Origin of the sequence: Tatumella sp. JGM130 (assembly GCF_018257525.1) — a bacterium.
Lineage (GTDB): Bacteria > Pseudomonadota > Gammaproteobacteria > Enterobacterales > Enterobacteriaceae > Tatumella > Tatumella punctata.
In genome coordinates this window covers 56,937-78,882 of record NZ_JAERJS010000018.1, presented here as the reverse complement: position 1 = coordinate 78,882, position 21,946 = coordinate 56,937, and the positions used below count along the sequence as shown (strand labels likewise).

At 52.2% G+C, this 21,946-nt stretch carries 16 protein-coding genes; 12 read left to right on the top strand and 4 right to left on the bottom strand.

The annotated features are described in order from the left end of the window. Positions 1–223 precede the first annotated feature (223 nt). The 3 genes from JK211_RS10270 (at position 224) to JK211_RS10260 (ending at position 3,499) form a co-directional block, all read left to right on the top strand. Positions 224–763 carry a C40 family peptidase gene (locus JK211_RS10270; protein ID WP_212708581.1) on the top strand — a complete coding sequence of 180 codons (540 nt, stop codon included), beginning with the start codon at positions 224–226 and terminating at the stop codon, positions 761–763. A 268-nt stretch (positions 764–1,031) separates the two neighbouring features. Then, complete coding sequence (gene idnD / locus JK211_RS10265) at positions 1,032–2,063, top strand: L-idonate 5-dehydrogenase (RefSeq protein ID WP_212708580.1); 1,032 nt, start codon at positions 1,032–1,034, stop codon at positions 2,061–2,063. A gap of 116 nt (positions 2,064–2,179) precedes the next feature. Next, positions 2,180–3,499 (top strand): gluconate:H+ symporter, encoded by a 1,320-nt coding sequence (locus JK211_RS10260; protein WP_212708579.1) that lies wholly within the window; start codon positions 2,180–2,182, stop codon positions 3,497–3,499. A 42-nt stretch (positions 3,500–3,541) separates the two neighbouring features. Here JK211_RS10260 and JK211_RS10255 read toward each other — a convergent pair whose 3' ends face one another. The 4 genes from JK211_RS10255 to JK211_RS10240 all read right to left on the bottom strand — a co-directional run bounded on the left by JK211_RS10255 (position 3,542) and on the right by JK211_RS10240 (position 10,732). Further along, positions 3,542–4,600 (bottom strand): linear amide C-N hydrolase, encoded by a 1,059-nt coding sequence (locus JK211_RS10255; RefSeq protein ID WP_212708578.1) that lies wholly within the window; start codon positions 4,598–4,600, stop codon positions 3,542–3,544. A gap of 211 nt (positions 4,601–4,811) precedes the next feature. Beyond that, positions 4,812–6,029, bottom strand: a complete 1,218-nt coding sequence (locus JK211_RS10250; protein ID WP_212708577.1) for a lactonase family protein — start codon at positions 6,027–6,029, stop codon at positions 4,812–4,814. Positions 6,030–6,312: 283 nt separating this feature from the next. After that, positions 6,313–8,004, bottom strand: a complete 1,692-nt coding sequence (gene aspT, locus JK211_RS10245; protein ID WP_212708576.1) for an aspartate-alanine antiporter — start codon at positions 8,002–8,004, stop codon at positions 6,313–6,315. Positions 8,005–8,041: 37 nt separating this feature from the next. Next, positions 8,042–10,732: a beta-eliminating lyase-related protein gene (locus tag JK211_RS10240; RefSeq protein WP_212708575.1), complete on the bottom strand. Its 2,691-nt coding sequence runs from the start codon at positions 10,730–10,732 to the stop codon at positions 8,042–8,044. Positions 10,733–11,700: 968 nt separating this feature from the next. Here JK211_RS10240 and JK211_RS10235 point away from each other — a divergent pair. From JK211_RS10235 to JK211_RS10195, 9 genes are all read left to right on the top strand, one after another. Next, positions 11,701–11,973, top strand: a complete 273-nt coding sequence (locus JK211_RS10235; RefSeq protein WP_212708574.1) for a YtcA family lipoprotein — start codon at positions 11,701–11,703, stop codon at positions 11,971–11,973. A 7-nt stretch (positions 11,974–11,980) separates the two neighbouring features. Continuing rightward, complete coding sequence (mdtN, locus tag JK211_RS10230) at positions 11,981–13,024, top strand: multidrug transporter subunit MdtN (RefSeq protein WP_212708586.1); 1,044 nt, start codon at positions 11,981–11,983, stop codon at positions 13,022–13,024. A 10-nt stretch (positions 13,025–13,034) separates the two neighbouring features. Then, positions 13,035–15,005 (top strand): FUSC family protein, encoded by a 1,971-nt coding sequence (locus tag JK211_RS10225; RefSeq protein WP_212708573.1) that lies wholly within the window; start codon positions 13,035–13,037, stop codon positions 15,003–15,005. After that, on the top strand, positions 15,002–16,483 hold the full coding sequence (locus JK211_RS10220; RefSeq protein ID WP_212708572.1) for an MdtP family multidrug efflux transporter outer membrane subunit: 1,482 nt from the start codon (positions 15,002–15,004) through the stop codon (positions 16,481–16,483). Before JK211_RS10225 ends, JK211_RS10220 begins: the two co-directional genes overlap by 4 nt. 59 nt (positions 16,484–16,542) lie before the next feature. Then, on the top strand, positions 16,543–17,670 hold the full coding sequence (locus tag JK211_RS10215) for a lipase family protein (protein WP_212708571.1): 1,128 nt from the start codon (positions 16,543–16,545) through the stop codon (positions 17,668–17,670). Positions 17,671–17,940: 270 nt separating this feature from the next. Then, positions 17,941–18,615 (top strand): YecA family protein, encoded by a 675-nt coding sequence (locus JK211_RS10210; protein WP_212708570.1) that lies wholly within the window; start codon positions 17,941–17,943, stop codon positions 18,613–18,615. Positions 18,616–18,935: 320 nt separating this feature from the next. Continuing rightward, positions 18,936–19,379, top strand: coding sequence for a hypothetical protein (locus tag JK211_RS10205; protein WP_212708569.1), 444 nt, complete (start codon positions 18,936–18,938; stop codon positions 19,377–19,379). A gap of 217 nt (positions 19,380–19,596) precedes the next feature. Further along, complete coding sequence (locus tag JK211_RS10200; protein WP_212708568.1) at positions 19,597–20,661, top strand: sugar ABC transporter substrate-binding protein; 1,065 nt, start codon at positions 19,597–19,599, stop codon at positions 20,659–20,661. A 10-nt stretch (positions 20,662–20,671) separates the two neighbouring features. Then, the gene (locus tag JK211_RS10195; protein WP_212708567.1) at positions 20,672–21,913 is read left to right on the top strand and encodes an LVIVD repeat-containing protein; all 1,242 of its coding nucleotides are present in this window, start codon (positions 20,672–20,674) and stop codon (positions 21,911–21,913) included. The last annotated feature ends 33 nt before the right edge of the window (positions 21,914–21,946 follow it).

Sequence of the window (21,946 nt, the reverse complement as noted above, 5' to 3'; positions counted from 1 at the left end):
CCCCCCCCCCCCCCCCCCCCCCCCCCCCCCCCCCCCCCCCCCCCCCCCCCCCCCCCCCCCCCCCCCCCCCCCCCCCGGGTCCCGGGCCGGGGCAGACCGGCAGTTACGTAAACTAATGTAAATAATCACGGCATATTAAGAATTATTCAATTTTCTGTTCATTTTTGACAGTTATTTACGGTATAAAAATTTATCCCTCTGCTGCCTGTGAGAAACGCTGCCGATGAGCCAGATTCCTGCCCGTAAGATTATCACCTGCCTGTTGTTTGCCACCCTTGCCGGTTGCTCGTCCGGACCGAAGCATGCCGCGACTGCTGATACCCGGGGGGCGGAACAGCCGGATTTAATTCCGGTACTGGCGGCGTTACATGACCAGATGGATGCCTGGCAGGGGACCAGATATCAGTGGGGCGGAACGAAATTAACCGGTGTTGATTGCTCTGGCTTTGTCTGGCGGACTCTGAAAGATCGTTTTAATATTCCGATGGAACGGGTAACCACCAGACAATTAATCAGTATGGGGCAGCCGGTTAAGCAGGCAGATTTGCTGCCCGGGGATTTAGTGTTTTTCCGGATAAAGAATGAATTACATGTCGGATTTTATGATACAGACCGGCAATTCCTCCATGCTTCCGTCAGCCGCGGGGTTGTCCGTTCGTCACTGAATAATCCTTACTGGAAATCGGTCTATTTAGAAGCCAGACGTTTGCCAAGAGAGTATAACTCTCAAATTACGTTTAACTATTCCCCCGTCACCGGCTGAACCGCGGAGCTGAATATTTCCCCGCTCATTTCTGCCAGCGACCGCACCTTCCCCCGGTAATGCCTGTGTTTTCCTGTTGCAGTGCACGGTTACAGGCCGTGTACTGACCTCGTTTTTCTCCGGCCTTGCCCGCGTAAAACGACAGCATAGTTCACGTTATGCGTAACATCGTTTTATTAACACTGGTTAAATCGATATTCATCACAGTATTCACCGGTAAATAGCGCTCTTATACGCGGCTGAACGGAGGAATTTTGCGAGGATTTCCATGAACATCACAACAGACAGCTGTGTTATTCGCGGCAGGCATCAGGTCGGTGTTATCAGCCAGCAGCTCAATTATCAGGGAACCGGCACCCTGGTACGTATTACCCGTGGCGGGATTTGTGGTTCCGATTTGCACTATTACCAGCATGGCCGGGTCGGTAATTTTATGGTGAAAATGCCGATGATCCCGGGCCATGAAGTTACAGGGTATGTGGTGAAAAGTGATAACCCCGGGTTAGCGGAACATCAGAAAGTGGCGATTAACCCGGCAAAGGCATGCGGCCATTGCAAATACTGTGCAGCGCAGCAGGAAAACCAGTGTACCGGTATGCGTTTCTTTGGTAGTGCGATGTATTTTCCTCATGTTGACGGTGGTTTCAGCCAGTACATTATTGTCGACAGCGCCCAATGTATTCCTTTTGATCATCAGGCAGATGAGAAAGTGATGGTGTTCGCCGAACCACTGGCGGTCTGTCTTCATGCGACTTATCAGGCCGGTGAGTTACAGGGGAAAAAGGTGTTTATCTCCGGGGTCGGACCGATAGGCTGTCTGATTGCGGCGGCAGCAAAAGCCCGCGGAGCCACTGAAGTGGTGTGTACGGACATCAGCCCGCGTTCTCTGGCGATGGCACAACAGATGGGCGCAACCCTGACGCTTAATGCGGCAGACGGCGATTTTTCGCCTTATCTGGCGGAGAAAGGTTATTTCGATGTGTCTTTTGAAGCTTCTGGCCACCCGGCGTCTTTAATCCGCTGTCTGGATGTCACCCGGGCGAGAGGTACGCTGGTTCAGGTGGGAATGGGAGACGATATCCCGGGCTTCCCGCTGATGACGCTGATAGCAAAAGAGATCAGACTGACGGGGTCGTTCCGTTTTACCAGCGAATTCGCTCTGGCGGTTAAGTGGCTGGAGAACGGCACTGTCGATCCGCGGCCACTATTCAGCGGAGAATATCACTATAGCGCGATTGAGGCTGCCCTGATTTTTGCGGGTGATAAGCAACAAGCCGCCAAAGTACAGCTGACGTTCTGATGCCGGAGACGGTTCGCGGGACGGGGAGTTGCCCGGCCGCGTCCCCTGCGGGGCCCGGAGAAATCTGCGGCCTTACCTATAGTTATTTTATCTGTACCTTTTATGGGAACTGAGATATGCCGATTACAATAATAGTCCTCGGGGTGATATTGCTGCTGGTTCTGATGATTGTCTTCAAAGCCAATGGCTTTCTGGCGCTGATTTTTGTTTCTGCGGTGGTGGGGATTGCCGAAGGCATGACGCCGCTGCAGGTGGTGACATCGATCCAGAAAGGCGTTGGCGGGACGCTGGGCAGCCTGGCAATGATCCTCGGTTTTGGTGCCATGCTAGGTAAGCTGGTATCCGATACGGGTGCCGCCCAGCGGGTGGCGACGACCCTGATTGCTGCGTTCGGTCAGCAGCGGGTCCAGTGGGCGTTAATGGTGACCGGACTGATTGTCGGTCTGGCGATGTTCTATGAAATAGGCTTTGTCCTGTTGTTGCCATTAGTGTTTACCGTGGTGGCTGCCACAGGTATGCCATTACTCTATGTCGGGGTGCCGATGGTGGCGGCCCTGTCTGTGACCCATTGCTTTCTGCCGCCGCACCCGGGCCCGACAGCGATAGCCACCATTTTCGGGGCGAACCTCGGTACGACCTTGTTGTACGGGATGATTATTACGATTCCGGCAGTGATTGTCGCCGGGCCAGTATTTTCCCGGTTCCTGCGTAACTTCGAGAAGTCGCCGCCGGAAGGGCTGTATAACCCGAAAATTTTTGCCGACCATGAAATGCCGGGTTTCCGGACCAGTATTTTTGCGGCGGTGATCCCAGTGATCCTGATGGCGATTGCTGCGCTATTTGAGCTGACTACCCCTGAAGGCAATCCTCTGCGGCAGTTTTTTGAGTTTATCGGTAACCCGGCGGTCGCCCTGTTTATTTCTGTGGTACTGGCGGTCTTTACCCTCGGGCTGCGTAATGGGCGTAAAATCGAAGAGGTGATGGAGATGTGCGGCTCGTCGATAGCCTCTATTGCGATGATTGTTTTTATTATTGCCGGCGGCGGGGCTTTCAAACAGGTGCTGGTGGATAGTGGTGTCGGTGAGTATATTGCCGGAATGATGAAAGGTTCAGCGTTGTCACCGTTGCTGATGTGCTGGACGGTAGCCGCCATGCTGCGGATTGCTCTGGGCTCGGCAACGGTAGCGGCAATTACCACCGCAGGGATTGTGGCGCCGATTATCGCTATCACCAATACGGATCCGGCACTGATGGTACTGGCGGTAGGGGCCGGCAGTGTGATTGCCTCCCATGTGAATGACCCCGGCTTCTGGCTATTCAAAGGCTACTTTAACCTCAGTGTTACCGAAACCCTGAAAACCTGGACGGTGATGGAAACACTGATTTCGCTGATGGGGCTGGCAGGCGTATTGCTGCTGAATGCCATTATTCACTGAGCTGCCGTGGGCTGAGAGGGCCAGCCCGCGAAAGCGTAAATATCAGGGGTTAAGGGGTTCAAATACCGGCGCGGTAGCGTGCTGGTATTGGGCCAGCGAGTAACGGTTATAGTTGAGGTCTGAATAACTGCGGATATATAGTTCCCCGCGGCTCAAATCTGACAGGCTGGTCCAGAGAGTATATTCCGACTGTGGCGTGCCAGTCGGGCCGGATTCTCCCATATCATCGGTGGTAATATTTTTCAGACGGTCAAACCGGTTCATAATATGTCCCAGAATATTGACCGCTTCTGCCGCTGAGTCTGCCTGCGGAGCATAGCTGGTATAGAAGACAGCACGGATAAAACGATCCACTGAGGTATCCGATGCCGGCAGGGCTGCGGTTGCAATACCACTGTCCGGCTGGACAACGCGGATATTCCCCAGGGTAGCGACGGAGCAATCTTTATTCGTCAGCTGGGTATAGTTGTTCAGGTTCATCAGATGCCATGAAAACTCCGGACTGTTGGTCATGGCGCGGGTCGGATTGTTATAGACCCGGAATTTGCCGTCTTTTGCCTCCACCACAATACTGCCGCCGTGTTTGTCATAGAACGCAAAATGGAACGGCGATACAGCCCCGCCGAGATCTTTGAGCACCGGCGACCAGAAACAGCCCTGATTAACCGCCTGTGTCACTTGTTCAACGTTACTGAATAAGCTCAGGGCCCATTCACCGAGGGCTGTCACCGGTATTGATTCCGGGTAATCGGCGGCTGCCAGCGGATCCAGTCGGGCCTCCCGGACCATATTGGCACTGAAGGATAAGCCTGCTCCGTTAAAGCCTTCGAGCATATTGTGCTGACCACCATCAAAATACATCGGGGTAGTGATAGCCAGCAGCGGGGAATGGTTACTGTAGCTGATTGCCTGGCTGCCATCGACAGCCAGTTTGCGGAAAGCGGTGCCTGTCGGGTAATAGGTCAGCTGGCAGGGTAATTCTTCTGTCAGTTCGAGGGTCCGGCCATGATAAAGATTACCGGCACTGTCACTGATCGCCAGGCTGGTACAGGCGAGAGCCGGGTGTGGCACCCGCGGAGATAATGCTGAGGGTAATGTCATAATGCACCTTATGATCTGCGCTAAACCGGATAACTGAATAAATATTATTAATGTTTATCTCAGAGTGTAGCCCGTTTCCATACATCCGGAGGGCCAGGGGGCAGATTAATCGTCAGGAAGATGCTATTCACCGGAGCGGAGCGGCAGATGGCGGGGGGGGGCAGGGTAAAGGGGCAGAATAACCGGCTGGCTTCTGCCAGCCGGTGTATGATCAGGGCATAAATTTCACATCGGTGGGTGAGCCGATCTGTACGGTGACCCCGGTGGAGTGCAGCGAACCGTCCTGTGTATTCCGCGACAGTTCGACAATATTATTGGAATAGACATTCGCCACCAGCATATATTGTCCGCTGCGGTCAAAGGCGAACGCCCGCGGTTCAATCCCCCCGGCAGAAAATGCCTGTTTTTCCGTCAGCCTGCCATTGTGCGGATCGGCTTTAAACACCAGGATTTCATTCCGTTGCTGGCGGTTGCCGATATATAAAAACTTTCCGTCGGGGCTGAACAATATGCCGGCCCCGCCTTTGTCCTGCGCGGAGGTGCTGTCGGTCAGGCTGACGGTCTGGATACTCTGCAGACGATCATGTTCTGCGCTGTAGACGTGTACCTGCGCCGCCATTTCAGTGACGATATAGGCGAATTTTCCGTCAGGAGAGAAGGTCATATGTCGTGGCCCGGCGCCGGCAGGGAAGCTGAGATCGGCGGCAGTTTCCGGCACAAACGGGGTTTTGCTGCCGGGCTGGTAGCGGTAAGCCCGTACCTTATCGGCCCCCAGGTCGGCGACAAATAACATTTTTCCGTCCGGGCTGATGGTGACTGAATGAGCATGTCCGCTGTCCTGACGCCCGTTAACTATCCCGGATCCTTTTTCAAACGGAATATGCTGCACCGGCTCACCGATTTTTCCCTGTGCCAGAATCGGGAACAGAATGAATCCGGCATTTTTTTTGCTGGCCGCATAGTTAGCCACCAGCAGGAATTTGCCGTCCGGGGTCAGGGTTGCGTGTGTAGGGTGCTGGCCCCGGGTGGATACGGCATTGATAAATTCAAGTCTGCCGTCGGCCAGTACTTTCATCGCACTGACTTCACCGTTATCACTTTCATTGGTCGTATACACATATTGATGGTCATGACTGATAACAATCCATGAAGGATTCTGCATTTTCAGTACATCCAGTGGCAACAGGGTGCCGTCCTGGTTCAGGCGTAAACGGTAAATACCTTCACTGGGATAAAAGATTTTTTCGGCCAGCGGGTTGCCGGAGGTGCCTGTCCAGCTACCGACCAGCAGTGTCTGAGGTTGCACGTTATGATGTTCCTGAGTCAGAGGGATACTTTCCTGAGCATACGCGATATTCATCGCCAGCAACATTGAGACAGAAGAAAGTCTGAAGACAGAACGCAGCCATTTTTTTTGTGATGTTGTCATGAACGCAATAACTCCTGAGGTGAAATAGTCATTATTTTTTTTACTAAGCGATTAGCACTTCAGTGCGTCTGCCGGACGGCGGGCAGGCCTGAAGGGGTAACAAACTATCACCTTGTATTTCAGAATGAAACCAAATGTTAATGATGCGGAACATTCTGAAGTCATGACCGGGATCACCGGCAGCGGCAAAGTAACGACAGGCAGAAGGAAAAATAATCGCAAGGCCCGTCCCGGCAACGGATGACAAAGGTCAGACATCTGTCGGGACGGAAACAGAGGAGCACTAACCGATCAGCAGGATAATCACCAGTCCCCATAACGTCAGAAAAGTATTACTGACCGCATACGGGACTGTATAGCCGAGCATCGGCACATTACTTTTTGCCGCGTCAGCAACCATCGCTACCGAGGCTGTACTGGTTCTTGCGCCGCCACAGCAGCCAAGGTTAATTGCCGGATCAAAGCGGAAAATATATTTACCGATTAACGGGGCGAGCAGCATTGGCATTGCGGTGGCAAACAATCCCCAGAAGAAGATGGTAAAACCGACATATTTCAGACCAGCGATAAAGGTTGGCCCGGCGGTAATACCGACCACCGCAATAAATATATTTAATCCGGCAGAATTCATAAACCACAGGGTTGACGCCGGGACGTTGCCCAGTTTGGGGATAAAAGTGCGTAACCAGCCGGTCACCAATCCGGCAATCAGTGCACCGCCGGAGGTTGATAATGTCAGCGGGATCCCCGCCACAGGGACGACAATCGCCCCCACCAGACCGCCAATTAAAATACCGGCCCCGACCAGAACCATATCGGTGGCACTTTTTGGCCGGTCGGCGTACCCAAAACGCTGACTGGCGGCATCAACATGTTTCCTGGTACCGACCAGGGTCACAATGTCACCGCGGTTGAGGACTGTTTGTGCCTGTACCGGAATGTCCACCCCGACAGAACCACGGCGGATACGGGTGAGATAGACCCCGTGCACGTCATCGTGCCGGGCAATTTCCAGCAGGGTTTTACCGTTTATCCATTTGTTGGTAATAAACAGATCCACCGATTCAACCGGGATATTCAGCAGTTCGGCGTCATTGACCTCTTCGGCACGTTGCGACCATTCAATCAGGGATTCATGCTTGCCGGAAACAGCGATAATATCGCCAATCTGCAGACGGGTGTCGGGGGTAAAAGGGATAATTTTTCCGTCGCGGCGCAGATTTTCAAGGAACAGGCGTTCGCCGGCGCTTTTTTCTGCTTCAGCCACGGTTTTTCCTTCGATAAGCCCGGGCTGATTGATTTTAAATGCCCGTATCACATACTGATTCCAGGCTGACATCATGCCGTCTGCCGGTGCGCCTGCTGAAAGCTGCTGTTCATAACGTTTGCACTCTTTTTCGAGGTCAATACGCAGTATTTTTGGGCCAGCAAACGCAATGATCCAGCCGGTACCGATGGTGCCAAATAAATAACAAACCGCATAGGCGACCGGAATTAAATCCAGTTGTTGTTTGGTTTGTTGCGGGGGAAGGCCCAGCTGGTTTATGGCATCCGTTGCCAGCCCGATGGATGCTGAAATTGTCTGTGAGCCGGCCAGCAGTCCTGCGGCCAGGCCGGGACCGTAGCCGGAGACTCTGGCTGCAATATATACCCCCAACAGGCAGAGTAACGAAATCACTACCGCAAACACGGCCTGTGGCAGGCCATCGTTAGCCAGTCCCCTGACAAACTGTGGTCCGACACCGAAACCCACCGCAAACAAAAACAGGATAAAAAAGATCGATTTTATCTGTGGGGATATATCGATTCCCAGCTGGCCGATCAGTACTCCGGCCAGTAAGGTGCCGGTGACCGGACCGAGACTGAAGCCACCAAATTTCAGTGATCCGACCCGGTAGCCGATGGCAAGGGTCAGAAATATTGCCAGCTCCGGATTCGCCCGTAGTGTTGCCGTCAGCCATATCCAAATAACCATAGTGATCTCCGTACTCTGCCCTGGGGGTTATCCACGTTTAATCGGTTGTTTTCAGGATCTGTAAACCGAGTCTGGCCTCATAGCCATGCACTTCTTTGACATCCAGTTTCCGCATAAAGGTAATGACGTCCTGGTTGATCACCTGACCCGGCACCAGAATCGGGAATCCCGGCGGGTAAGGGATAACCATTTTGGCGGAGACCATCAGCGGCCCTTCTTTCAGTCGACGATCACACTCCTCACTGTGCAGAGGGATATATTCATAAGATCGCGGATCCCAGCTACGGAAGAAGGCTGTACGGATATCACCTTCCACGGCGATTTTGCCGTCAGTGTCGTCACGGAATTGCTGGTCGAAATAACTGAAATTTGGCAGGTCAGGTACATCCTGCATCAGGCTTTGTACCCGCTGCTGAAACTGTTGCTGCCCCGCCGGACCGGCATGGCCCAGTTTGTCGTCAATATCGCGGGATATCTCCAGCAGAACATGAATAAGCTGTGCCACATCACTGCGGGTGTTATTGATGTTAGTCTGCAATAGCACGGAATTACGGGATGTTTTATTCAGTTGAATATCGTATTGATTAGCAAGAATATTTTTAAACTGAGTACCGTCGAAACCGGCCTGGCCACACAGCAGGGTGATACGGGTCGGGTCAAGGAAGAACTCGTCATCTCTGAGGGCCGGCAGGGTGTCGCTCCAGTGGGTATCGGGCGTCAGAAAATCACGGAATCCGCTTTCACGGAATTCAGCGGGGATCATTTCATCGGCTCCCAGAACGTGGAAATAGCGTGAGATCAGCGGATGGGTATTGATCTGATGACGAATATCCAGTGCGGTCTGGATCGCATTACTGACCAGGCCATAACCTTCCAGTTCCATCTGCCGACGGGCCACGTCCATAGAAGCAATTAATTGCTGGTTAGGACTGGTGGTGGAGTGGGCAAAGACAGCTTCGTGTAACTGCGGTTCAATCAGATAAAAATCGACATCTTTTACCAGTACCATCGAGCCCTGCCGGATGGCTGACATGGATTTATGGGTGGAGTTGGTCTGATAGATACGCAGCCGTACCTGAGACGGATCGGGGATCAGCCGCGTCGCCAGCAACTGTTCATCTGTCGGGTGCTCACCCAGCGCCTGCTGTTGTTCGGCATAACGTTGTGCAGACTGAGGATCTTTCAGCCATTTTTCCAGTTCTGCAGCAGCGCCCATAGCGGTTCTTGGACGCAGGAACGGCGACCAGTGTGCAAAACCAAACCAGGCTTCGTCCCACAGAAAGACCAGGTCCGGTTTAATTGCCAGACATTCTTCCATTACGCGGCGGGTATTATAAATATGGCCGTCAAAAGTACAGTTGGTTAAATCAATCACCCTGACACGGTCCAGCTTATTTTCTGCTTTCAGGTTTAGCAGGGCTTGCTTAATGGTTTTCAGCGGCACTGCGCCGTACATGGAATAGGCTTTTAGCGGATAAGCTTCGACATAATAGGGTTTCAGCCCGCCAAGCACTGCACCGTAATGGTGTGATTTATGGCAATTCCGGTCGACGATAATAATATCTCCCGGCTGTGCCACTGCCATCAGTACCATTTTGTTGGAAGTACTGGTGCCGTTGGTGACAAAGAAACAGTGATCGGCACCAAAAGCGCGGGCCGCTTTTTGCTGGGCAATTTTAATATTACCGGTCGGTTCGAGCAGGCTGTCCAGTCCCCCGGTCGTGGCCGACGATTCGGCAAGGAACAGGTTACGGCCATAAAACTCGCCCATATCGCGGATCCAGTCCGATTTAAAAATCGATTTACCCCGGGCAATAGGTAAGGCATGGAAGGTACTGATCGGCCGGTAAGCGTACTTTTTCAGATTATTAAAAAATGGCGTGTCATATTTCTGGTTGATCCCTTCGAGGATCGATAAGTGCAATTCGGTAGGTTCTTCGACAGCATACAGGATCCGCCGGATATGGCTGGCCCGCGGATCACTGGCAATATCCTGCGGATGCTGATCGGTTAACAGATAAATATCCAGCTCCGGACGATGAAGAGCCAGCTGCTCTGTCAGTTGTAAAGCCAGATTATCTTCATCCACAGAAATATTCAGTGCTGCCATCATGTTATCTATCTGAGGTGTCGGGAAGCGGCTTTTAAAGCCGAATCCTTCAAAAATAGCCACAGCGCAGATATTGGTATTAGTGGCGATGGCGCAAAATGCATCCTGATAGCTGCTGACTAATACCGGTTCATAAATAAAAGCATCTTCTTTACGGCGCTGGCTGTGTAATAAGGTGACATTACGTTGTGTATGAGGTGTCTGAGGTGCCACGATCAGTAATTCAAAATAGGGTCTGCCCGGACGTTCAGCGTCATTATTCAGAATTTCATTGACCGGTGATTCACCGGGAGTGATCATCCATTCTGACGGATCATTTTTATAGTATTTGGCCAGAATGGAAAACGAAATCCGGCCTGCTAATGTCAGAAATTCATCACTTCGCCCGGCAATTAACGCCTTTTCCAGCGCATGAAGTAATAATGTCCCGGGATACGCATGAAAAGATTCACTGGCAGAGAGGGCAGTGAATGCCTGCTCCAGTGGCTGTTTATCTGTTTCTCCGGCTATCCATTTACGGGTTAAGGTGATAAGTGCACGCCACTGGTCAGGGCGCTGGGCATTAAGAGTAAATATCTGGTCAATAGAAGGGGGACTCGCAGGGAGTGACGGTTTCATATCTCATCCTCAGGTTAATCCATAACATCGCAGTGGTTTATAATAGTCGTGCAATTTCATCCGCCGGATATATTCAGCAGAAGTATTCAGGAGAGCAAAAGAGTAAATAAGAAAACAGATTAATGTTCTGCAACAGATGCAAAATTGTCAAGTTATGCCGGGAAGATATCAGGATGTTATAAAAATATCGCCTTTATTTAAAACTGCCTTTCTGAATAATTCAGTATTTAGCTCTGAAATCATAACCGTCAGTGATTTACAAATGCGGGCGGAAATTATTTTCAGACTGGCTGATCATTCTCAGACATTTATTCTGCGGAAAACAGCGTTAAATAATAATCCCGGCTCTTGTTTTTATTCAACCGGGTATATCTGTATTTTTGGCTCGGGTGCTGAACATACAAGCGGACCGACGGAGATTCCGGAGATCCGCTGGCGGTAATTTTTTACCGGCAGGCTGCCGTGAAAGGGATAAATACCGGCAGCAGTCCCTGACTTTATCCGCAGTGGCTTCTAACCGGCCATTGACTGTGACTCAGCGTGGTTACAGCGGGCCTTAACCCGCGAGCAGAAGGCTGAAAGATATTATCGGTTGTCCGGTTTTGCCGGTGCGGACTTTGCGGCGGATAATCCATTGATCAGGTTAATGTTTGATGTCAGAGACCGGCCACGGGTCTACGGGTTTTTTCCGGAGAAAGTTGTTTTGCATGGTCAGTTGTGGCCATTTATTTAGCATAAAAAACTATTTTCATCGCCTTCAGGGATATTTCTGTTAAACAGGATCCGGCTGTGGAATAGTGAACTATACTGTTTCCGATTCAGTAATACTTATGAATGTAGTGAATTCTGAGGCTTACCTGACGAGCCGGATGCTCAGGGCTATTGTGCGGGCTTTGTATAACAGAACACTGATTGACGGATGATGTTTGCTGCAGACAGGATGAATGATGATGTTCAGACAGCTGATAATGAGGCGTAACTACTGGATTTCCCGGGCGATGATGTCGGGAGTCTGTCTTCTGATATCCGGCTGTTCATTATCTCCGGCGATACCCGTATTAGGCGCGTCGTTTCCCTCCTGGCTTTTTTGCCTTATTGGCGCTTCAGTTTTATTAGCATTATTTCATGTACTGGTGGCCCGTAAACAGTGGCAGGAACATTTTTCTCCGCTGGTCGTCAGCTATTCCGGGCTGCTGTTTTTATTCGCAGTAATTCTGTGGTTTCTATTTTTTGTGAACTAAAACGATGATGACTGGCTCAGCGGCGGCAGCAATGCGAAAAAAATGGCCATTACTGGTGATAGTGGTGGCATGCATTATTGGTCTGATTGTGGTTATCTGGCAATTACAGACCTCTCCTGAAACCAATGATGCGACTGTGTATGCGGACACTATCAGTGTGGTTCCGCAGGTCAATGGCACCATTATTGATATGCCGGTAAGTGATAACCAGCGGGTCAGAAAAGGGGATTTATTATTCCGCATTGATCCGCGTATGTATCAGGATTTACTGGACGGTGCAGAAAGCCGGCTGGCAGCTCTGGATGCCCAAATAATGCTGACACGGCGGACTATACAGGCACAGCAGTATAACGCCGAATCTGTTTCCGCTGCGGTTGCCAGAGCGGAAGCGGTGGTCCGGCAAACCACTTCGACCCGCATACGGCTGGCCCCGCTGGTACCTAAAGGCTTTGCTTCTCAGCAGGATTTGGATCAGGCAATTACCGCCGAAAAAGCGGCGCGCGCGGACCTGGCCGCCACCCGGTTGCAGGCAATGCAGGCTTCTTCGGCCGTCAGTGGTGTACAGGCGCTGGAAGCACAGCGCGGTGATGTATTAGCGCAAATAGCCCTTGCCAGACTGCAACTGGAACATACTTATGTTACAGCCCCGTTTAACGGTATTGTGGTGGCGCTGAAAACCACCACCGGTCAGTATGCTTCGGCGCTGAAGCCTGTTTTTTCACTGATTGATGATCAGAACTGGTATGTGATTGCCAATTTCCGTGAAACAGATTTGGATCATATCCGCCCCGGCAGACCCGCCAGGATTCGTGTTATGACCGACCATCAGCGGATTTTTCACGGTGTGGTTGATTCTGTCGGTGCCGGGGTGATGTCTGGCGACGGCGTCAGTTTGCCCGGCGGTCTGCCATATATTCAGAAGAGTATTAACTGGGTGCATGTCTCTCAGCGTTTTCCGGTAAAAATCCGTGTTGATAATCCGGACCCGGCATTGTTCCGTGTTGGTGGCTCAGCAACGGCATTGTTATTACCGCCTGCCGGTGACCATTGAGGGGGCGTCAATGAGAGGTTCATGGGGGGAGTTTCTGCGCCGCGAACTCCGGCCGCTGCCCGGCAGAGGCAGTTACGCACTGCGGCTGACGGTGACTTGCGCGATCCTGATCCTGGTCTTTATGACCCTGCAAATCCCGCTGTTATCGGTGGCGATTATCGTTGCATTTTATGCCAGTCAGTCGAACGTGGTCATTATCAAACTGCTGAGTGTGGTGTTCTTTTTCCTGGTCACCCTGATCCTTGGCTGCGTTATTCTGATGCTGAAGTTCACCTATGACTATCCGCTGTTACGATTGATCTGCTCATCGTTGCTGTTTTTTGGCGCAATGTTTCTGATGCGGGCCTTCGATAAACTCGGGCTGGCCTTTTTTATCGTCGCGCTGGCGGTCATTTTTGCCCAGACATTCCCAGCGATGACCAGTGACAGTGATCTGGTCATCCGGCTGATTATGTGGCTGTGGGTATCGATTAATACGTCAGTACTGGTGACGTTTCTGGTGAATGCCAGCTTTCGTCAGGCGTTTCCCGGCTACCAGTTCAGGCAGCAACTGGCGAATGATTTTGACGATTGTGCCGCACAGCTCAGTCATTATCAGCGCACCGGGGAGCCGTCCGGGCAGGCGGATACCACGGATATGGCGAAACAATTTACCGGATTGCAGAGCCTGTTTAGCCTGGCGTGCGGCGCTTCTCCGGTCATCCGGCGCAATAAAAGCCACTGGCAGGCAGTGATGGCCGTTGCCATCCACAGCTACTACCTGGTGATGCTGATACGGCCACTGCCACTGACCGGTGTACAGCAGCAACTGGCCGGGGAACTCAGTGACTATCTGCGTCAGCTGGCTGACGAGTGTCGTCAGGCCGATAATCCGCTGGCACAGCTTCCACCAGCCCCGCAGCCGGTCAGTGATAATGTGATCCTGCGGCGTCTGGCAACCGTTTGTACCCGGCTGGCGGCAGGAGAAGAGATTGAGCTCCCTGAAAAACCGTCGGGAAAAGCCCCGTTACTGGCAGCGGATGCCTTTACCAATCCGGCATACCCGCAGTTTGCGTTGAAAACCCTGCTGGCGACCTTAGTCTGTTACCTGTTTTATACAGCCGTCGACTGGGACGGTATCCACACCATTATGCTGAGCTGTGTGATAGTCGCGCAGCCGGGATTAGGCCCGACAATGCAGAAAACCTGGCTGCGTGTGGCCGGGGGATTACTGGCTACTGCTTTTGCCCTGCTACTGATTGTCTTTATTCAGCCGTTTACTACGTCAGTGGTCGGATTACTGATGATGTCAGTGCCGGTGATGTGGCTATCTGCATGGATTGCCGGGGGCTCAGAACGTACCGCCTATGCCGGTATCCAGATAGCATTTACCTTCGCGATGGGGTTCCTCGACTGGTTCGGCCCGCTGTATACCCTGACGGAATTACGCGACCGGGCGATAGGTATTTTACTGGGGGTACTGGTTTCTTCGCTGGTACATATGTATCTGTGGCCGGAAAGTGACGCTCTGAAACTCAGACAGCAACTGAGCCGGTTATTTAAACAGCTGAGCCAGTGGATGGCTGATGATAAACCGCCTCAGGAACGTCAGTGGGTCCCGGTGTACCAGGCGCTGCTGACAACCGAAACCCTGATGGATCGTGTTGCTGCTGAACCGGTCTATGCATGGTCTTATCCTCACCCTGAACTGAGAGACTGGCCGGTAAAACAAACGTTTGTACAGGCACGGGAAATTCTGCGCCTCAGCGAAGGATACCGGTTGTACGGGGCGGATGAACCTGATTTCCTGCAACATTGCGCGGCTGCGCTGCAGGCATATTCAGGGCAGATAGCCGATCAGGGGGCAGCGATACCTGCGGTCCGTTTGCCGGGGGGAGATAACCCCTATCACCGGCCGCTGGCACAGGCGATCGAGACACTGCCTTGCTGGCCGGAAGCAGATAATCAACATCCTTCAGTTCTGCGGACGATGAAACAATGACAGTAACTTCCCGGGCAGTACGCACTTTCAGATTATCACTGGGTTTCAGTGCCATCCTGCTGCTGGGCGGATGCTCAATGCTCCCCCATGACCCTGCTGAGGTGGCAATTATTAACCCGCAGCAGGCGCAGTTATCCGCGGTTATTCATCTGGCAGGCAGTGGCTGGCCAGCCAGTAACTGGTGGACAAAATATAATGATCCGCAACTGAATATGCTGATCAGCCAGGCATTACAGAACTCACCACGGGTACAGGCGGCTCAGTTACAAATTGCTCAGTCAGAAGCCAATGTGGATGTGGCACGTTCTTTGTCCGGAGTGCAGGCGACCGCGGTAGCTGCACAAAACCGTTTACGGACCAGCCATCGCTCTTTTACCTGGCCTTACTCTTTTTCCCTGCCTGAAAGCAGCAGCGGTCCCTGGTATACCCTGAATACTGTCGGTATTGGCGGTGCGTTGAATATCGACCTGTGGGGAACCGATCGGGCACGGGTCGCCGCGGCAATTGGCGAAAAAAATGCCCGGCTGGCGGAAACAGCTGCCACAGAACAAGCCGTGGCAGCGAATGTGGCACAGCTATATTTTTCGATACAGAGTAGCTGGCAGCGTATTGCCCTGTTGCAACAACAGGAGCAGATCAGCAGTTTTTCGGTGGCGGCTCATAAAGATCGTGTTGCCCGCGGGCTGGAAGACGATGTCGCCCTGGCCGGGGCACAAAGTGAATATTTGTCGGCACAGCAGCAGTTACTTGGCGAACAAACGGTACTGGCATCGACGAAAGAAGTATTACGGGCACTTATCGGCGCCGGTGCTGATTCTGCGGCAATAGCCTCATTACAGCCGCGGCCGCTGCCACAAACACAGCAAGGATTACCGCCGGTACTTTCTTATCAGTTACTGTCGCGGCGTCCGGATTTACAGGCACTGCGGGGCTATGTACTGTCTTCCTTAAGCCGTGTAGAAGTGGCCAAAACGGCCTTCTATCCGCATTTTGATATTAAGGCATTCTGGGGGTATAACGCGCTGAATGTCGGCGATTTATTTAAATATTCTTTCCAGCAGATCAACCTGCTGCCCGGTTTATATCTGCCATTATTTAACGGCGGACGGCTGAATGCCAACCTGCGGGCAGCACGTACAGCCAGTAATATATTAATTAAACAGTATAACCAGGCTGTGCTGGATGCGGTCCGGGATGTGGCCGTCAGTTCACAGCAACTGAATTCTGTTAACCAGCAACTGGTAATGCAGCAGCAGAAAGTGGCGGCGGCACAGGTCAGTGCTGACAGTGCTGATGCCCGTTACCGGCGGGGGTTAATGAGCCTGTATGCCAGCCGCGAAGTACAGCGGGTGACCCTGGCCCAGCAATTGTTACTGACGGATATGCAATACCGGCAAATTTCAACCGATATCAGCCTGACTCAGGCGTTAGGCGGCGGCTATAACAGTCCTTTACAACCACTGCATGCACACCAGTGAACAGCACGGCAGTGCGGCAGTCCGCCGCAGGCTGACGGGTTCACTGACAGGAGAAACAGATGATAAAATTTGCCGGCGCATTACTGGCTTCAGCTATCAGCCTGGGTATGACAGCCCATGCGGCTCCGCTAACCCCCAACGGGGTATTACTGGAAAAAGCGCCGTTACCGGCCGATCACGGTTTATCAGAGGCTTCGGCACAGTATCTGATCCATTACACATCGATTAGTGGCATCGATGGTAAAACACACCGTGAAGACAGTGGCGCGGTCTTTTTACCGAAAGGCCCGGCCCCTGAGGGCGGCTGGCCAGTGGTGGTATGGACCCACGGTACCGTCGGCGTTGCTTATCAGTGTGCCCCCTCCCTGAACCCGCGCACCCCGCGTGATCAGCAATATCTGAACAGCTGGCTGTCGCTGGGATTTGCGGTGGTGGCTCCGGATTATGCAGGGCTTGGCTCTCCGGGGTTACATCATTATCTGAATTCCCGTTCTGAAGCCTGGAGTGTGCTGGACAGTATTTCAGCGTCTCTGAAAAGCTTCCCGTTAAGTAATAAAATTATCATTATCGGTCAGTCTCAGGGAGCACATGCTGCCTTTGCTGCTTCCGGTTATCAGCCGTCTTATGCGCCGGCACTGCATGTCCTGGGCACGGTACTGACCGGTACACCTTATATTAATGCGCATACCACGGTCAGTGATATTTTTAAATCAACGCACAACCGGGTCGGTGGTGATCCGAAAATGCCGTATGCCTACTATATCTTTTTGTCGGCAGCCGATGAGAATAAGCAACTGAAAGCCGCTGACTACTTTCAGAAACGGGCGGTATCGGATGTTAAACTGGCCGAAACCTTATGTATTGCTCCGCTGACCCGTCATGTGATGACACAGGGGCTGAATGATAAAAACAGTTTTCAGCCTGACTTCCAGGGACTGCTGGATTCACAGTTACCGTCTTTGCGTTATAACACACTGAAAATTAACCATCCGGTGTTTATCGGTATCGGCCTGAACGATATTAATGTCCCGACGGCCATGCAGCAGCAATTTGCCCGTGAGGTAAAAGCTGCGGGAACTCCGGTGGAAATAAAAGAATATGCCGGTATGGATCACAGCGAAACGGTTAACGTCTCCCTGCGTGACTCGGTTCCTTTTGTCTTTAAAGTCATGTCAGGCGCACAATAACTCTGGTGTAACAACGGCATATGCCGTTGTTACGGGTGTTCAGTTAGCGGATTCCGGAAGCGGAGGCCGCCGCCGGCGTTGCTCTGACTTGCCGGACCTGCGCAGCCACGGATGAGCCGCGGGGTGATGACGGTCGGGTTATACGCCAGGAAAGTGGCCAACTGTGAAGCGTGACGGTCGACAAATCGACTCATGGCGAGTGTCTGCTGTTATAATTACCGATTAGCCGATACCGGTATATCACCGGTTGCAGAGAAGAGGTAATACGCAATGACACAGGGCCCCCTGACAGAGAAAGAGCTTGAATGGCTGGATGATATCTTCATGAAATATGGCGATGAAACTTCAGTGCTGGATGTTTCGGGGCTGGATGGGCTGCTGACGGCAATTCTGTCCGGACCGGTGATGGCTGAACCTGATCAGTGGCTGGTCGCCGTATGGGGCGGGGCAGATAAAGTGCCGCGCTGGCGTTCTGAGCGGGAAATGGAGCGCTTTATGACGCTGACTTTCCAGCATATGGACGATATTGACCAGCGTCTGACCGAATATCAGGATCAGTTTGAACCATTGTTTGGGGTCAGAGAGATGGAAGGTCAGGAGTTCACCATTGTTGAAGAATGGTGTTTTGGCTATATGCGTGGCGTTGCACTTGGCCGCTGGCCTGAACTGCCGGAAAGCCTGCAACCTGCCTTTGAAGCGATTGCTTTGCATGGTAAAGAAGAGAACTTCGACCGGCTGGAAACCCTGACCCCCGAAGAGTATGACGCCGCGATTGAGATTATCACACCGTCAGCACTGGCTCTGTATAACTACTGGCTGGCGTTACGTACAGACCACCCGCCACAAGTCGTCAGTCAGCCCTTTATTGCTGAAGTTACCGCCGGACGTAATGATCCTTGTCCGTGTGGCAGTGGTAAGAAATTTAAACAATGCTGCCTGCATTGATCCATACCACTGATTGATTGCTGCGGGTGTTTGTTTAATTACTGACTGCCCGGCGGATATCCCCCTGACAGCCACCGTTCCCTGAAATAACAGGGGCGGTGGCTGTTGTATTTTTGTCTTTGCCATCAGGCGATCAAATCCCGGCAAATGATCACTGGCTGGTCTGTTGATTACTCTGCACTTTCCCCGTCGATCTGTTATTCATTTATGCTGTTACTGCGTCTGTTGTCAGCTCATAAACACATCGTCCGCAGGGCGGTGACCGGTATATTGGTAATGTCACTATCCGATAAAACATTTTTCAGAGATCAGGAGAACACATGATGTCAGCGTATTTTTTTTCGGTGTCTGCACAGTCAGTTACTTTTTATCATCCGCAGGATACGGTGCTGTCAGTGCTAAAAGGCGGTTATCAGCAGGCGGGAGATGGCCTGTTTTCTGCCGGGCAGGCAGATGCGCTGGCTGTGGAGACGCTGATTTACAGGACAGAAGAAATCCTTGAATCACAGGGGAAAATACTGCCGGGCAACCTCCATGCCATTAGCAGCGATATGCTGCTGCACCGCGTTTGTCAGCGCTGGCTGGCGGGCAGCGATGATATTACGCCACAGGCAATAGAGTCGGCATTTAATCAGCTGACAGATCGGCTGTCTTACGGGCCATTCCCCCTGACTGAACCGGAGATTGCTGAGTTTTGCTATTTTGTGTTTCTGCGGGAAATGGCCCACCATCTGGGTATCGTCCGGATCCGTTATCAGCCCTGAAGATCTCCGCCGGAGAAATTTTTTACAGGGATACGGATGACGGTAGCCAGCAGGTAAGGGATTATGTAATATGACGTCCAGACATCCAGATGGATATGTGTTTAGAGGGATATATGCCCGCCGGGACAATGGCGGGGGTCAGGCAGGACAGACAAAGCAGCAGTTACAGAAATTAAAATAATCAGCCTGTTCACAGGCGGGCATTTCGGGGCACAACATGAAAAAGATAGCACTCTCTTTACTGGCACTGAGTTTACTGGGCAGTACACCGGTTTTCGCGGATGTCATGGCACCTTTACCGGCAGCACTGGCAAACCACCATGGTCCGGTGCGTATTGCTGTGATCCGTAACCTGGGATCTGACGATAACACGACCCAGTTTCTGGCCGGTGCAATTAAGCAGGCCAGAAAACTGGGCTTCAAAGTGAATACTTTCCTGAGTAATGGTGACGATGCCCGTTTCCAGGACTTTGTGAATCAGGCAATTATCCAGAAATATGACGGCATTATTCTCTCCCAGGGACGTGCACCCTATTCAGACGATCTGGTAAAACGTATTACCGATGCAGGGATTGCGGTGTCGGTGTTTGATACTGCCGTACCGGACAATATTCCGGCAGTGACCGTTACCCGCCAGGATGATGCTTCACTGACGGATATGTCTTTCGGGCAACTGGTAAAAGATTTTCACGGGAAAGCAAATATTGTGAAACTGTGGGTTGCCGGGTTCCCGCCGATGGACCGTCGTGAGAAAGAGTACCAGCAGCTACTGAAAAAGAACCCGGGGATCACACAGCTGGAATCTCTGGGGGCAGTGTCTACCGATGTGCAGGGTGATACCGCGAATAAAGTCGGTGCTATCCTGGCGAAATACCCGAAAGGTAAAATTGACGCTATCTGGGGGTCATGGGATGCCTTCAGTCAGGGAGCTTATAAAGCATTACAGGAAAATGGCCGGACAGAGATCAAACTGTATAGCATCGATATTTCTAACCAGGATTTACAGATGATGCACAGTAAAAACAGTCCGTGGCAGATGACGGCAGCGGTTGATCCGCATCTGATTGGCGCGACTAACGTGCGGCTGGTTGCCCTGAAAATAGCCGGAGAACCCACCCCGGCCACTTATGAATTTAAGGCCGATGCCGTATCTCAGGCGTTGCTGAACCAGCAGAGCGGTGATGTGAATATGGCCAGCCTGCCAAAAATTATCCCCGGCTGGGGCACCACCAATGATTTCGTTGCACCATGGTTCGCTACCCTCGAAGCGAAAGCGAAATAAGGCAGAGATAATGAGCGCATTACCGCAACCGGAATACAGCCGCAATATGCGGCTGATCGGTCACAGTGATCAGGGAGGGCGTCCTGACGGGGTTCAGCTGATGGTGCATCGCGGTTTTGCGTATATCGGACATATGGTCTCGGGAGGATTTTCGGTGGTGGATGTCCGGGATCCCCGGCAGCCGAAAACCGTTAATTATGTAGCAGCACCGCCGGGTACCTGGAATATACATCTACAGACCCATGATGATCTGTTGCTGGTGATCAACGCCCGTGACCTGTTTGCGGATACCCGTTTCGCCGATGAGAAAGTGTATTACACTCGTCAGGTCGGAGATACGGTCAGCGATATTGAACAGCATGGCTGGAGTGCCGGATTACGTGTTTTCGATATTTCTGTGCCGCAACAGCCCCGTGAAATCAGCTTTTTGCCTCTGAACGGGATCGGTATTCACCGTATCTGGTATATCGGCGGACGCTGGGCCTATGTATCGGCACTGATTGACGGTTTTACCGATTATATTTTCCTGACCATTGACCTGGCGGATCCGCGCAAGCCGGTAGTCGCCGGAAAATGGTGGTTGCCGGGTATGAATCAGCAGGCCGGGGAAGTGCCTGACTGGCCGGAAGGTAAACGCTATGCCCTTCACCATGCGATTATCAGCGGGGATACGGCCTATGGTAGCTGGCGTGACGGAGGCCTGACCATCCTTGATATTAAGGATCGCAGTGCTCCGAAGCTGCTCAGCCACCGTAACTGGAGCCCGCCGTTTGGCGGCGGTACCCATACGGCGTTACCCCTGCCGGAGCGGAATTTGCTGGTGGTTCTGGATGAAGCCGTGCTGGATAAACAGCAGGATGGTGAAAAGTTTATCTGGTTGTTCGATATCCGTGACCCGTCCAATCCGGTGAGTATTTCTACCTTTCCGCAGCCCGGCGAAGCCGATTATATTGCTAAAGGGGCACATTTTGGCCCGCATAATTTGCATGAAAACCGGCCGGGCAGTTTTATCAGTTCAACGCTGATTTTTGCCACCTATCAGAATGCCGGCGTCCGGGCCTATGACATCAGTGATCCTTACCGTCCGGAAGAGACCGCAGCCCTGGTTCCGGCCGCACCGCAAAAAATGATGGATACCCGGCCGGGAAGGCCGAAAGTCATCCAGTCCTGTGATGTGTTTGTTGATGCTCAGGGGATCATTTACAGCACTGACTACAATGCCGGATTATCGATTATTGAATACTCTGGCTAAGGGGAGCGGCGGCAGGTACTGGCGGTATCCGCA

What these genes read in the sequence shown, in the direction of transcription:
- JK211_RS10270 (WP_212708581.1), top strand. Translation starts at nt 224, where the DNA reads ATGAGCCAGATTCCTGCCCGTAAGATTATCACCTGCCTGTTGTTTGCC.
- idnD (WP_212708580.1), top strand. Translation starts at nt 1,032, where the DNA reads ATGAACATCACAACAGACAGCTGTGTTATTCGCGGCAGGCATCAGGTC.
- JK211_RS10260 (WP_212708579.1), top strand. Translation starts at nt 2,180, where the DNA reads ATGCCGATTACAATAATAGTCCTCGGGGTGATATTGCTGCTGGTTCTG.
- JK211_RS10255 (WP_212708578.1), bottom strand. Translation starts at nt 4,600, where the DNA reads ATGACATTACCCTCAGCATTATCTCCGCGGGTGCCACACCCGGCTCTC.
- JK211_RS10250 (WP_212708577.1), bottom strand. Translation starts at nt 6,029, where the DNA reads ATGACAACATCACAAAAAAAATGGCTGCGTTCTGTCTTCAGACTTTCT.
- aspT (WP_212708576.1), bottom strand. Translation starts at nt 8,004, where the DNA reads ATGGTTATTTGGATATGGCTGACGGCAACACTACGGGCGAATCCGGAG.
- JK211_RS10240 (WP_212708575.1), bottom strand. Translation starts at nt 10,732, where the DNA reads ATGAAACCGTCACTCCCTGCGAGTCCCCCTTCTATTGACCAGATATTT.
- JK211_RS10235 (WP_212708574.1), top strand. Translation starts at nt 11,701, where the DNA reads ATGAGGCGTAACTACTGGATTTCCCGGGCGATGATGTCGGGAGTCTGT.
- mdtN (WP_212708586.1), top strand. Translation starts at nt 11,981, where the DNA reads ATGACTGGCTCAGCGGCGGCAGCAATGCGAAAAAAATGGCCATTACTG.
- JK211_RS10225 (WP_212708573.1), top strand. Translation starts at nt 13,035, where the DNA reads ATGAGAGGTTCATGGGGGGAGTTTCTGCGCCGCGAACTCCGGCCGCTG.
- JK211_RS10220 (WP_212708572.1), top strand. Translation starts at nt 15,002, where the DNA reads ATGACAGTAACTTCCCGGGCAGTACGCACTTTCAGATTATCACTGGGT.
- JK211_RS10215 (WP_212708571.1), top strand. Translation starts at nt 16,543, where the DNA reads ATGATAAAATTTGCCGGCGCATTACTGGCTTCAGCTATCAGCCTGGGT.
- JK211_RS10210 (WP_212708570.1), top strand. Translation starts at nt 17,941, where the DNA reads ATGACACAGGGCCCCCTGACAGAGAAAGAGCTTGAATGGCTGGATGAT.
- JK211_RS10205 (WP_212708569.1), top strand. Translation starts at nt 18,936, where the DNA reads ATGATGTCAGCGTATTTTTTTTCGGTGTCTGCACAGTCAGTTACTTTT.
- JK211_RS10200 (WP_212708568.1), top strand. Translation starts at nt 19,597, where the DNA reads ATGAAAAAGATAGCACTCTCTTTACTGGCACTGAGTTTACTGGGCAGT.
- JK211_RS10195 (WP_212708567.1), top strand. Translation starts at nt 20,672, where the DNA reads ATGAGCGCATTACCGCAACCGGAATACAGCCGCAATATGCGGCTGATC.